The sequence below is a fragment of the Nostoc sp. genome, from assembly GCF_036919555.1.
In the GTDB taxonomy this organism is placed as follows: Bacteria; Cyanobacteriota; Cyanobacteriia; order Cyanobacteriales; family Nostocaceae; genus Nostoc.
Window position 1 is genome coordinate 17195 of record NZ_JBALCS010000093.1, and the last position, 13126, is coordinate 30320.

Annotated in this window: 9 protein-coding genes; 3 read left to right on the top strand and 6 right to left on the bottom strand. The window is 40.9% G+C overall.

Annotation, left to right across the window (positions count from 1 at the left end):
- Window positions 1-206: 206 nt before the first annotated feature.
- Window positions 207-2420: a hypothetical protein gene (locus tag V7K36_RS25685; RefSeq protein WP_335120512.1), complete on the bottom strand. Its 2214-nt coding sequence runs from the start codon at window positions 2418-2420 to the stop codon at window positions 207-209.
- A 686-nt stretch (window positions 2421-3106) separates the two neighbouring features.
- Between V7K36_RS25685 and V7K36_RS25690 the strand changes: the two genes are divergently transcribed.
- Together V7K36_RS25690 and V7K36_RS25695 are read left to right on the top strand one after the other, a co-directional pair.
- Complete coding sequence (locus V7K36_RS25690) at window positions 3107-4279, top strand: glycosyltransferase family 4 protein (RefSeq protein WP_335120513.1); 1173 nt, start codon at window positions 3107-3109, stop codon at window positions 4277-4279.
- Between the two features lie 63 nt (window positions 4280-4342).
- Entirely contained in the window at window positions 4343-5488 is a 1146-nt protein-coding gene (locus V7K36_RS25695; protein ID WP_335120514.1) for a glycosyltransferase family 4 protein, read from the top strand.
- Window positions 5489-5588: 100 nt separating this feature from the next.
- On the opposite strand, the gene V7K36_RS25700 is transcribed toward V7K36_RS25695, so the two are convergent.
- Window positions 5589-5960, bottom strand: coding sequence for a hypothetical protein (locus V7K36_RS25700; RefSeq protein WP_335120515.1), 372 nt, complete (start codon window positions 5958-5960; stop codon window positions 5589-5591).
- A gap of 1239 nt (window positions 5961-7199) precedes the next feature.
- A complete protein-coding gene (locus tag V7K36_RS25705) occupies window positions 7200-7469 on the bottom strand; it encodes a hypothetical protein (protein ID WP_335120516.1) in 270 nt (89 codons plus the stop codon).
- 485 nt (window positions 7470-7954) lie between these two features.
- Here V7K36_RS25705 and V7K36_RS25710 point away from each other — a divergent pair, with 485 nt between their 5' ends.
- A complete protein-coding gene (locus tag V7K36_RS25710; RefSeq protein WP_334831336.1) occupies window positions 7955-9253 on the top strand; it encodes a cation:proton antiporter in 1299 nt (432 codons plus the stop codon).
- Between the two features lie 187 nt (window positions 9254-9440).
- Here the strand turns inward: V7K36_RS25710 and V7K36_RS25715 are convergent, their stop codons facing one another.
- The 3 genes from V7K36_RS25715 to crtD all read right to left on the bottom strand — a co-directional run bounded on the left by V7K36_RS25715 (window position 9441) and on the right by crtD (window position 13049).
- The gene (locus V7K36_RS25715; protein ID WP_335120517.1) at window positions 9441-9869 is read right to left on the bottom strand and encodes a hypothetical protein; all 429 of its coding nucleotides are present in this window, start codon (window positions 9867-9869) and stop codon (window positions 9441-9443) included.
- Window positions 9870-10312: 443 nt separating this feature from the next.
- Window positions 10313-11419, bottom strand: a complete 1107-nt coding sequence (locus tag V7K36_RS25720; protein WP_335120518.1) for a saccharopine dehydrogenase family protein — start codon at window positions 11417-11419, stop codon at window positions 10313-10315.
- Between the two features lie 97 nt (window positions 11420-11516).
- On the bottom strand, window positions 11517-13049 hold the full coding sequence (crtD, locus tag V7K36_RS25725) for a C-3',4' desaturase CrtD (protein ID WP_335120520.1): 1533 nt from the start codon (window positions 13047-13049) through the stop codon (window positions 11517-11519).
- Between the last annotated feature and the right edge of the window lie 77 nt (window positions 13050-13126).

Below are 13126 nucleotides of genomic sequence, written 5' to 3' on the forward strand. Positions count from 1 at the left end.
GCTACGCTTTGTCTCCCCTCCCCGCTCTTCGGGAGGGGACTAAGGGGAGCCAGTGCGGTCTTGGGGTCTCCCCAAGTTGAGCATCTGGCGTGTGGGGTGCAATGACTGTGGGAATTATAACTAATTATGCGAACTTGATATTAATTACGAATTACGAACTTGTACTGAGCGAAGTCGAAGTATTACGAATTAGTAATTGTAAATGCTCACCTCGCCAGCCGATAGATAATCACCTTTCCTTTCCAATTTTCTTCCACAAATACCAAATATTCACCATTTGAACGTCGAAAAGCGCGGATACCATAAGGTATATCAATCCAGCCACTTTCGCTTCCAACTTCTGGGCCTGGTTTTAACTGTTGTACTTGCACTCCCGTCGTGGCATTGTAGACATTTACCTCTGCGGTTTTAACTGTGACGGCGAATACATAATCTTTTGCCACACTCATTGCAGCTGTAGATACTTCACGTTTGCCGGTGGTGTCGTAGGGAATCACAATTCGCCAACGAGGAGTCCGATTTCCTTGACTCCAATTGTCAAAACGGGCAATCTCAGATCCAGCAACTCCTGTATCGTCGCCGAAGGCAGGGTGATCTACTGTGAAGCCTGACAAATACATGGTATCTGTTTGGGGGAAATATTCGAGCCGCCGCAAGTCGTTAAAGATGCTGGGAATAGTTTGCTTTTCCATCGAACTATAGCTGTAGATGGGGTTGCCTTTAGGATCTATTCCCTGTAAAGGATAGTGTCGAATGCCATCTTGGGTTCGCAAAGCTTTCCAAACATCTCCTTTGCTGTCTACCCACCAGCCGCCGAGATAGGGATAATCTTTGCTGGTATCATATTCGTTCTTTTCAAATTTGCCATTACCGTTGCGATCGCGCCAGATCCATTCTCCTTGTTCTGGTTGATGCGGTGGCCAATTTTCCGCTATTGATTTTTTATCGCCATTAGTACCGACAAACATTCCGGCTGGGATGGCAACTTGGCCATCTGTGGCTGGATTAAAACGATATATTTGCAGAAAGCTGCTATACATATTTGTAAGGAACAAAAACGGCTTCCCTTGGATGCGGCGAACAAAGGTTCCATCTGGTGATGTATGCAGACGTGGATCTTGAGGATATTTGAAAGCATTTAAAGTGTAGGCTTTGTAAGTCCATTGCTTACCAGCAGGCTGACTGTAGTCCATCAGATAGTGTTCTTGTTTGGTGAATAAATCTACACCATCAGTTTTAGGATCAGCATCTGCATTATCGACGAATATCAATCCCAGCGATCGCCACATTAGTTTTCCCGATGGCGAAAATTTCCGCAAATCTGTTCCTGATTTGTTGAAACCATTACTATTTATATAGATATTACCTGAAGCATCTGTACCAACTCCGGTAAGTCCATAAAGTTTCAAATCTCGAACTTCACCAGGAACTCCTGCATAGATACCGCCCTTACAGCCAAAACTACCCACCTGCACCGGCTTATCTTTGATGTCATAAATCAACATTTGCTGACGTGGGCCATTTTCTGCCACTAACAGCTTACCTTGATGATCGACTGCGATCGCTGTTGGTTCGACGATATCTGCAATCTGTTCGGGCAATTGCTTTCCACTTTGAGAATAATGTAAAATCTTGGCAGGATTACCACCATTTTTGCTTTGAATAATCCACAGATTTTTTTGTGGATCAATAGTTATTGCTCCCGGATTAGCAACGGTAAAGGTGCGGAGTTCCTTCATCGTATCAGTATCATAGACACGAATCCGGTTAGCAGCAAAATCACTCACATACAACTCGCTTTCCACAGTTGCTAATCCAGTGATTTCACTTTTAGTGCTGGTAATCAACATACTTTTATCCCAGCCACGCCCATTAGGAAACGGCATAGGTTTTCCCGACAAATCATAACGTCTAACGCTATGCCAAGTTGTTCCTTCAGGGGGATAATCTTCATCGGTTTTGCCCTTCGATCCCTGAGTCATGGCAAGGTAAATATATTTACTATTTGCTGTTACAGCTATGCCACCTCCACGACTCCAGCCGTGAGTATCGCCAATAGCACCAATAACTTTACCATCTTTATATATGGCTGCCTCCATTCCTGCTTCATCCCAATGGCTGTTGGTATAAACTGTGCCATCAGGAGCAACATACATTGCCTCAATATTATTTTGTACCCGCAGATTTCCCTTACCAAAAGTGTTACCTATCCACGATGTTTTATAGGTAAGTGTAGCTGTTCCAGTTGTCGCCCAATCTGTTGTAATTCCAAGAGTGGTAACAATGACTCCCACAGTCAAGCTGAGTAAAAAGTTGAAAGTTTTACTTCTGTGTAAATATCTAGTACTAGATAATTTATTGATCTGCTGATTCAGCTTGTGACGGAGTTTTCCTAACTGCGTCAGTAATTTATTTGTCATATAACTTTTAAGCTTTTAATTATTTAAATACAATGATTTTTTATAAAATCCGCACAAAATATAACTATTTTTTCCTGGGTAAAATACAACTTATATAGAGGCATCACATCTGATGATATATGAATAACAAACGAACAAGATTAAAAGAATGCTATTTACATAAACTTTATAAAAATCACATGGTTATTTAAAACTTCAGCTAATATCTTAAGAAAAACAATTAATGTATTAATGGTTACTTGTTTTTCAATAAACATAGTAAAAATTAATACAAAATCCTTTAAAACTTATTGATTTATAGTTGTTTCTCCCTCTCGCTGTCTAGCATTCACCTTCCTTAATTGGTAGGTATCATATCTGTCCTAGTCGGTATTATCTGGTTAATAAAAATACAGATTTTAATTCCTTGTTGACGTTGGCATATAAATAGTTTATAAATTGGTGTTCTATAAAAAAACTCTTATTGGTAATGTGTATTCGGAAATTATAGTTAAAAGGGCGGTTAGAAACCGCGTCTACACGAAGCTTTACCCACCGACCTGGGTTAAAAAACCTTAATTTTCTCTTAGTTCACGGAGGTGGACGAGAGTTTGTGTAGCCGCGTTCGCGTCAGCGTGCCGGAGGCTCTATTCCATTCGCCCTGGCTCTAAGTTGACTGTTTTAATACATTTATAGGAGACACATGAATGGAAGGTAATAAAAAAAGAAGTTTGAGTTCAGCATCTGCATCTATTCTCACCCTTGGATTAGGCTGGTTTCCCCAAAGTCCCGGAGGACTAGAAAGGTATATTTATGAATTAACTCATAAATTAGCAGCAAATAAAGACCAGATTGAATTATGCGGAGTCGGTCTTCCAGAGGCTGAACTAAATTCGCCGGTTAAGCTGACTAACTTGGCTTCTGTTGATAGTCCTATTTGGCAAAGATTATGGTCGATTCGCACTAACTTTCAGAAAACAAGAACAAGCAAACCAGATGCTATTAATCTGCACTTTGCATTATATAGCTTTCCTATTTTAGATATTTTACCAAAGGGAGTACCAGTTACTTTTAACTTTCATGGACCTTGGGCTTCTGAGAGTCAGCAAGAGGTAGTTAATAAAAATCTTAGTCTTTTGATCAAGCACTGGCTAATAGAACAAAACACTTATAATCGCTGCGATCGCTTCATTGTTTTGAGCAAAGCATTTGGTAAAATTTTACATGATAAATATCAAGTACCGTGGAGTAAAATTAATGTTATTCCTGGTGGAGTTGATATTAACTGGTTTCAGTCAAATTTATCACCCCAAGAGGCTTGTAGACAGCTAGGCTGGCCTCATAATCGCCGGATTATATTTACATCACGCCGCTTAGTACATCGAACGGGAGTTGACAAATTATTGCAGGCACTGGCTATAATTAAGCCCAAAATACCAGATGTTTGGCTAGCGATCGCAGGTTGTGGTCACATCCAAGCTGCACTACAACAACAGGCTACAGAATTAGGACTAGACGACAACGTTAAATTTTTAGGTTTTCTACCTGATGAGCAATTACCTATAGCTTACCAAGCTGCTGAATTGACTATTATGCCTAGTCAATCTTTTGAAGGATTTGGATTAGTAATAATCGAGTCTCTAGCCTGTGGTACTCCTGTTTTATGTACCCCAGTTGGGGGAATGCCAGAAATTTTAGCAGAATTTTCACCCGATTTAATTACTACTTCAACCGAAGCCTCAGCTATTGCTGAAAAATTAGAGCAAGTGCTTTTGGGAAATATTCCCATACCTTCACGAGAAGCCTGTCGCCAATATGCAACTACACATTACGACTGGAATCAAATCGCCCAACAAGTACGGAATATTTTATTAGCTTAAACAAGTGAATCTAATAAATGTTAGGGGCGCTACGTGGGTAAAATTAGATAAAATAGAGGTTTAATGAGAATTCTTTTCCTAGACCAAAGCGGTAAACTAGGCGGTGCCGAATTATGTTTAATAGATATTGCTAAACCATATGGCGCTCGCGCTTTGGTAGGTTTATTTGCAGATGGGTCATTTAAACATTTACTACAGCAAAATAAGATCCCAGTAGAAGTTCTCGCAACTCAAGCAATCCAAGTTCGCAAAGAAAGCAGTTTGGTACAAGGATTAAAGAGTCTGAGACAACTTGCACCTTTGATTACTAAGGTAATTAAAAAAGCGCGGGAATACGATTTAATCTATGCCAACACCCAAAAAGCATTAGTTGTAGGAGCATTAGCAAGCTTTTTCAGTCGTCGCCCTCTGGTTTATCATTTACATGATATTCTTTCTACAGAACATTTTAGCCAAACTAATCTTCGCATTGCTGTTAATTTAGCTAATCGTTTTGCATCATTAGTAATTGCTAATTCTCAAGCTAGTCAAACAGCCTTTGTGCAATCAGGAGGACGCTCAGATATTATCGAAGTTGTCTATAACGGCTTTGATCCAAAAACTTATCAAACTGATGAGTCTGACATTAATAAATTACAGCATCATTTAGGATTAGAGAGAAAATTTGTCATCGGACACTTTAGCCGTCTTGCACCTTGGAAAGGACAGCATATTTTAATTGATGCCCTTGCTAAATGTCCGCAAGAAGTGACAGCAATTTTAGTGGGTGATGCACTGTTTGGCGAACAAGATTACGTCCAAAAGTTACACCAACAAATTGCCCAACTGGGATTAGAAAACCGCGTCAAATTTTTAGGATTTCGTTCAGATATTCCCCAGTTAATGGCAGCTTGTAACTTGGTGGCACATACCTCTACTTCCCCAGAACCCTTTGGTAGAGTGATTGTTGAGGCGATGCTATGTGGAAAACCTGTAGTTGCAGCAAAAGCTGGGGGTGTAATGGAATTAGTAGAACATGGACTTAATGGTTTTCTAGTGACACCAGGAGAACCCCAGGAACTTGCACAAGTAATTATCACCTGTTTACAGGAGACGGAAATAACTGCAACTATAGCCAATAATGCCAGGACTACGGCTAGTGAACGTTTTGATGTTGCAATTATTAATCAGCAAATTGCTCAACTACTGTCACATATCATGTCCGCTTGATTGCTTATTAAACCCGAAGAACCCCACCCCTTAATCCCCTCCCCGCTTGCGGAGAGGGGAGACAAAGCACCAGGCTTAAATCTGGGGTTTATGGGTATGATTACAAACCAACTAATTCACGAGATTCAAAATCAGATAGTTGTTGAGCGATCGCTAATCTTGCTTCTAACTTAGCTACACTAAACTGATTACGCAGATATTCCAAATGAGCGATCGCATTTGCTTTATCGACAGTTAATCGAATCTGGGTATCTATTGCCTTTTGATATTCCTGATTCACAAGCAGCACTTCAAAGCGACGAGCCTTGCGTTGAGCATCATTTTTCAAATCCATCTCAAAAGCGGCGACACGATCGGCATTGCCCTCAAATCGGTTAACTTGGTGCTGCACAGCCATCAACTGAGAGTCTATTTCATTAGCCCGTTGGGCAGCTTGTGCGATCGCACCTGGATAATGACTCAGTTGCATCATTTAATAATTTTCCTCTAAGGTTAAGAATGTAGTGTTTAAGTATAAGACTAACCCTGGAATCCATTTACCAAAAGGCTGTCACAGAGCAGTTTTACACTTAACTAAGCTTGGTGGACTTTATATATCTATTATAGTCTAAATGTACTGAATTAGGAGATAAAAAGCGATGTCTGAGGTGCAGGAATAGCGATCGTTATCCACCACTCTTTTACACTAACTTTAAGCTGTTCAGCGAAAATGAAGTTCAAATAAACTCTCAACAAATTTTAAATGAGAACCTCATATTTATATATGGCGGTTATCATTTCGGTGCAATATAGTCTAAACGTCACCCCGCATTTGAGTAAAGCAAACGCTTCCCTCTCCTTGCTAAAGAGAGGGTTTGAGGGTTAGGTCTGTATTGCACTCAACTGAGAAGCGCTATATCCCTCTTCTGTCACTTTCCGGGAGGGCGATCGCTAGAAGCCTCATGAGGCAATCAATACAAGCTATACTATTAGAAAAAAATTGGTCTTGTATTTGTTATTAGAAAATAATCGCGCGATCGCTTCATATACAAAAGCTCTAAAATTCAGAAATGGCAAAAGTTTTCGGAGAGTGACAGAAGAGGGATATTCTGTATCAGCTAACTTTTTGAGTTTTTGAAATTAGTTTTGAACAACGCCATTAATTTTGCGTTATAAGATTACAGCTATTTTCAGGTCAATAGACCACGCGGTAGGGGCACAGCATTGCTGTGCCCTTACGACAGATGTGGTTCAAATACTTGAATTCTGCTGTAATATCAAGTTCGGATAATTCGTTATGATTCCCACAGTCATTGCACCCCTCCCCGCTCTTCGGGCTACGGTGTATACACAAGTCCTAAAATCCTTGCCTGGTAAGATACAAGCCTTAATGGGCAAAGTTTTGATTTGATCAAGTTGATTATCAATAGTGTCAGATTATTGATAGAGGCATAACGGAAAATCAAGGATTTTAAAAATAATTTTCCGTTCTTTTCTGTCCATTTGATTGCCAACTAGACTTGTGTATACACGGTAGGCTCTTCGGGAGGGGAGACAAAGTGTAGCTTTGGCGGGGTGGGGTTCTTGCGGTTTTATAAGTAATGAAGCGGACATGATATAAGTCCGCTCATATACCCATGATTTCGTTAGCCGTCAGACTGAAGTCTGCGGCTACACGAAGTAAGCCTGCTTATACAGGCTAATTATTCTCTACTAAACTCTGCACTATAGCTCAAGCTACTTCCCGCAGTTGTGGTTGTGACGGCACACTCAACTCTGGAAATGAAAGCGAGAGTTGTTCTGCTTGAGGTATTGCGGCTTGCTGCAATACTTGAACTTCGATATTCACGCTCACCAAATAACTGCCTGTATCAGCACCAACCGCTTCCGCAATTAATTTGGCAATGTCTGGGCGTTTGGCAGTCAGAGGATCACGCAAAATACACCGATCCCATTCATGCTTGGCAGTCGGATTGAGGTTGAGAATGTAATGCTTCATCATCGAACTAACCCTTGAATCCATCTTCCAGAAGGTTTTCACACAGCCGTTATGCATTTGGCTAGGCTTTGTGGACGCTATCTCTATTATAGTATATTTGTACTAAAAACGGGCGATGTCTGAGGAGAAAGTAGCGAAGATAGATCATTAGTATAAGCGTACAGGTCTGCATTAGCGATATTCCCGTGCTACACCTCATTGTTTTAGGGGCTATGTTTGAATCGAGATGCGAATATCAAAGCGCAATGCCTACGGTGGTCACTGAGCCTCTTGTACTGAGCGCAGCGATGCACTGAGCTTGTCGAAGTGTCGAAGTATCCCGAAGTGCAGACAAAGCCAACGCCAAATTTATCTATTCCCTTCTTCTCGAATTTGATAGCCAATCTCCAATCCCAAATTCAAAAAAATCTGCCCATAGGTTATTTATAATACAAAGCTATTGCAACTAAGCTTACAAAGCAACGCCTAATTTTTATATAAATCGCTATATGGTAGATACCTATATTATTGACTTATTTGTGATTGGTCTACTTTTGCTGATGGTCACATTAGGGTCAGGTTGGATTGCTCGCCTACCTCTTTCTTTTGCCCTTATCTACCTACTAGTTGGTATATTTCTAGGCCCTTACGGCTTAAAACTCGTTCAATTACGTCAAGATCAAGTTTTCAACGCTGAACTGCTGGAGAAAATAACAGAACTTGTAGTAATTATTTCTGTGTTTGGCTGTGGCTTAAGAATTGTTCGTCCTCTAAAGTTGGGCGTTTGGGATATTACAGTACGATTGATTGTATTCCTGATGCCAATTTCAATTTTTGCTCTGGCTGCTGTGGGTAAATTGTTTTTAGGGATGAATTGGGGAGAAGCGATTTTATTAGGAGCAATTCTCGCACCTACCGATCCAGTATTAGCATCAGAAGTACAACTGACCGATACAAACGACCAAGATGAATTGAGATTTGGTTTAACTTCTGAAGGTGGGTTAAATGATGCTTTAGCTTTTCCCTTCGTTTATTTTGGCATTCATGCGTTAAAAGATGACAACTGGGGCAACTGGTTTAAACAGTGGATTGCAGTTGATTTAATTTGGGCGATCGCAGTTGGCATTGTTATGGGAATTGTTGTTGCCAAATCTATAGTTTGGATTGAACAAAAAATTCAAAAACGCCGTGCTGCCGATAAGTTAATGGAAGATTTTATTGCTATCAGTACAATTCTACTAACTTATTCCTTAACGGAAATGGTGAATGGCTATGGATTTTTGGCAGTATTTGTTGCTGGGTTAGTTGTGCAACGCAGTTACAGAAATCCTGAAAAACCGCTAGCAGAATTGGAATTTGTTGAGCAAGTTGAAAAGCTGCTGGAAGTTGGGACAATTTTACTATTAGGTTCAATATTGTTATTAAAGCCAATGCTCAATTATGCTGGGCAATCTTTGATAGTGATAATTTTGTTATTCTTGATAATCAGACCTGTAGGAGTTTGGATTAGCACAATAGGTAAACGTCCTCTAGAATCACACCGCCGAACCTTGCACCCAGGAACTCGGTTGTTATTTGGATGGTTTGGTATTCGCGGTGTTGGTTCTTTATATTATCTTGCCTATGCATTTGGTCATGGCTTAAAAGGTGAAGTAGCCGAACAAATTGCTTGGATAACTTACACTACTATTGTGGCTTCTGTGATTATACATGGCATTAGTTCAACTCCATTAATGAAGTGGTATGAACACAATCTTGCTAATCAAAGAAAGACTACCCCTCGCGCCACAATAGATGAACTTGAGTAAAAGCAATTTTTGTAGGGTGTGTTATCGCTTTAGCGTAATGCACTATCAACAATTTAAGATGCGTTAGCCTTTGGCATAACACACCCTACAATTTAGTTTTCTGAACCTCACTCCAAACCGTAGAGAGACTTCGACTCTTATTCCCCTTTCTTTTTAGGAAAGGGGTTGGGGGTTAGGTCTATATTCCCTATTTACCTGTCACCTTTTCAATAACTTCTTTCGCTTTTTCACCAAAACTTTCTGGGGGATTTTGTTCTCTCTCAGCTTTCAAATTCCTTTCGTAAGTCTTCTCTATAGTATTAAGGTTTTTTGAATCTTTTACTGCTTGCTCATAAGCTTCTTCTCGGTTTTCTTCTTGAACGCCAACACCTGGGTCATATTCGTTAGCACGATTAATTTTTTCTTCAGAATTTGGTTTATACTCTGGAGGTATTAGCTTTAATTCTTCAAGAGTGGTTGCATAACTAGCTTGCTGAACGAAAATGAAGGAACCCGACAAGCTGATGGAAATCATCAAGCTAAGAACCAAAAAGCTGGAACGTAACGCTTGCTTTAAAGTTAATAGAATTTTTTGCATGAAAAAATCTCCTCTTTTTATTTTATGAGCCTTGGCCATGTATAAATATATTCAATATTTAAGGCTCACAGGCATCCTAAGTGTTTAGGTACAGTTCTTCCTTCTACCGCAGGGTATATTAATTTTTACCTATAGTTCAGTTAATGCTATCTGAACCTTTTAGAATTTAGCTTTACCGACATTTTTGTAAGAGTTAAGTTATCGTGCTTACTAATATCCCGCCCAAAACTAAAGTTCTGGGCTAATAGCTCAAGTCCACTCAAGTGGACTGAAATTTTCAGGGAGCATTTCAGTGAAAGCAAATATACCAGATGAGAAACAAGATTCTTGCTCCCTCTCCTTGGTAAGGAGAGGGTTGGGGTGAGGTTTTACAAGGCTTTTTACGAAAGTGAGATGCTCCCAATTTTCACTCTATTATATAGGGAGATTTTCAAGTGAATGATCAGCCCTTTAGTTTGCGTGCTTAACCCAAGCGTATTAACCTATAACCAACTATGATTAATTTTAATTCCTCGGCTTTGCATTACCTCTTCAAATAAATTTGTTGGTAGTGCTTCTTCCACAGCAAAAACACCCGGTTTCTTGAGTTTACCTTCTAGCAATAATTGGGCAATACTACCCGTGCCGCAACCAGAAGCGATCGCTGTATTTTCATGTACTACAGTTGAACAATAAACGGCTGTTTCACCATTTTTTTGGCCTGTAACTTCTGAACGAACTGCTACCCCAATTCCACTAAAATTATTAGTAACATCTGTCATCGAATGGCTGACATGAGAGAGAAATTCAATCATGTAACGACGCTGCATTAACCACTTGGGAAAAACGTGTGCCGCAATCCAAGTTAGGTGATTGTAAAAATCTGGAACCGAGCCAAACTTAGTAATTACAGTTTTTACTGATGGGAAGGTCTTGGGCAATGTAAAGGTTTCTGGCATATCAAACCAGTAAACTCCTTTGCGTCCATAGGGAGGTGGAAATTCAACTACTTCTCTTTCACTATAAGGCTTGACTATCTGCCATTTTCCATCTATCCAAGTCTCAAAAGGATATTGCAACCCAAGGAAAGTTGTCCGCATCACTGTAATACCAGCACCACCAGAACCCGAAACTAAATAACTTAAATGGATTTTTTCTGGTTGATCAAATTGTTCAACACCTTGACGTACCATGCTATTAGAAATACCAGGAAAAATGCCAGTATTAATAATTGCCGTCACACCAGCAGTAGCAGCTTGTTGATGATAATTGAGAGCTTTGCTGGTATAGGAACGATGGTCGCTGACATCTACATAATTAACGCCTTGAGAAATACAGGTTTCGAGAACATTAGTATCTCGATAGTGAAATGGGCCAGCACAGTGGATAACTAAGTTAGAGTTTGCGATCGCATCTCGCAACTTGTCAACTTCTGCCAAGTCCAATACCAAAAACTGCACTTGTCCTCCCGAAGACAAGCTAACAGCCTTCCCAAACTCCGCAGAACGTCCAGTAATCGTAATTTGTGCCTGCGTATGCGTAGCTAGATCGTGAGCAACACTGCTACCAATCCGCCCCCGTCCACCAAGAATTAAAACGCTGTCTGTCATTACTCCAGATTAGCAATACTAACCTTATTTCATCAGTTTTACGTCCTGTTTGCCATCGGTTACAAGTATGACTTGCCAGCCAATCAAGGAAGAGTTTTCAATTATTGGTAGTTGATAAGTTTTGCGCCTCAATTTGCCTGACTACCGTTAACGCCGAATAACTCACTCCAGCAGTACCTTCGCCGGGATGTGTGGAGTCACCAACTAACCACAGATGCTGGATTGGTGTACGATTAGCAAAACCAAAGGGGCCAAAGGTGGGGATTCTTTGACCAATACCGCCAACTATACCGCGATCGCGGGCTGTGAAATGGGCAAAGGTGCGAGGTGTTGCGGCTTCTTGATGAATAATAGTTTCTGGTTTGAGATAGAAGTATTGGGCAAGACGAGCGATCGCTTCTTGGGTAAACTTTTCTTTTAGTCCTTCATAATCTTCAGTCTGCCACCACTGTGCAGGATCGACAAATGAAGAAGCAATAATTGTCGCTTTCCCATCTGGGGCGCGACCATCTCCAGGATGACTGACGGAAACAAATAGGGAATTATTCTCGCCAATGGGGCCATCAGCATCATACAAAAATTGTAAGTGGGGTGGACATCCTAGCGGAATCGCGCTGGCATCTACACCCAAATAAACCACAAACGCACCCGATGCTTGGGACAGTTTTTCCACGCGGTTTTTATAACCAGATGGCGCTTGTTCTCCCAATAACTGCACTAAGTTTTGCACGGTGACGTTGCTAACTATGTGGTCGGCTCGTTCTGTCCAGACTTCACCAGTTTTATGAGTTCTAATGACTACAGCAGTAGCTTTACCATCTTCTACTTTTATTTCTTCTACAGTGTGGCGCATCAACAATTTGCCGCCATCTCTTTCTAAGGATTGTACCAGGCGATCGCTTAGTACTTGCATACTTCCCTGGAGGTGAAACAATCCTTGGGGCAGTTGGGATACACTCAACGCTGTTGCGGCATAAAGTAATGCTGTCTCTTCTGCATCCACCTGAGAGTATAGCTTCAGTTGCAAATCTAAAAAAGTTCTCAGTCGTTGGTCATTCCCCAGTCCACATAACCGTAAAGCATCTCCCACCGTCAACAAAGTGAAGGGTACAGTAATTAATGTACTGGGACGCACCGCTTGCGTTAGCTGCCACAAATCCCATAAATTACGTGGTGGTAGCACCGGATCACGTCCTTGAAATTCCCAACTGGCATTAAATAAAGTTGCCATCAATTGCCAGAAAGGTTCGCTACCGGGAAACTGTTTTTGTCGTTCCTCTTGCCATTTCTTTTGGTCACGCCAGATATTAATCGGTGTGCTTTCCCCAGGTAAATAGACCGCACAAGCCGGATCACAAGGCGTTGCGGCGGGTAAATCTATTGATAATTCTGAGAAAATCCGGTGGTGAATGCCCCCTGGTTCCAACCCCGCCACCTGAGTTGCCCCCACATCAAAGGTAAATCCCTGGCGTTTAAACGTCGAAGCACAGCCGCCTGGTACGAGGGCTTGATCTAAAATTAAGACGCTGTAACCTCTATGAGCTAATAATGCTCCAGCAGTCAGTCCACCTATTCCCGCACCGATAACGACAATATGATATTTACTTTTGTCAAGAGAAATGCTGGACATTGATTAGGTTCTTTAATATTCTTAATATTTTTGTTTATAATTTTACCTTACTCTCTGAGTTGAATGGGGTGCCAAGG

What these genes read in the sequence shown, in the direction of transcription:
- V7K36_RS25685 (WP_335120512.1), bottom strand. Translation starts at nt 2,420, where the DNA reads ATGACAAATAAATTACTGACGCAGTTAGGAAAACTCCGTCACAAGCTG.
- V7K36_RS25690 (WP_335120513.1), top strand. Translation starts at nt 3,107, where the DNA reads ATGGAAGGTAATAAAAAAAGAAGTTTGAGTTCAGCATCTGCATCTATT.
- V7K36_RS25695 (WP_335120514.1), top strand. Translation starts at nt 4,343, where the DNA reads ATGAGAATTCTTTTCCTAGACCAAAGCGGTAAACTAGGCGGTGCCGAA.
- V7K36_RS25700 (WP_335120515.1), bottom strand. Translation starts at nt 5,960, where the DNA reads ATGATGCAACTGAGTCATTATCCAGGTGCGATCGCACAAGCTGCCCAA.
- V7K36_RS25705 (WP_335120516.1), bottom strand. Translation starts at nt 7,469, where the DNA reads ATGATGAAGCATTACATTCTCAACCTCAATCCGACTGCCAAGCATGAA.
- V7K36_RS25710 (WP_334831336.1), top strand. Translation starts at nt 7,955, where the DNA reads ATGGTAGATACCTATATTATTGACTTATTTGTGATTGGTCTACTTTTG.
- V7K36_RS25715 (WP_335120517.1), bottom strand. Translation starts at nt 9,869, where the DNA reads ATGGCCAAGGCTCATAAAATAAAAAGAGGAGATTTTTTCATGCAAAAA.
- V7K36_RS25720 (WP_335120518.1), bottom strand. Translation starts at nt 11,419, where the DNA reads ATGACAGACAGCGTTTTAATTCTTGGTGGACGGGGGCGGATTGGTAGC.
- crtD (WP_335120520.1), bottom strand. Translation starts at nt 13,049, where the DNA reads ATGTCCAGCATTTCTCTTGACAAAAGTAAATATCATATTGTCGTTATC.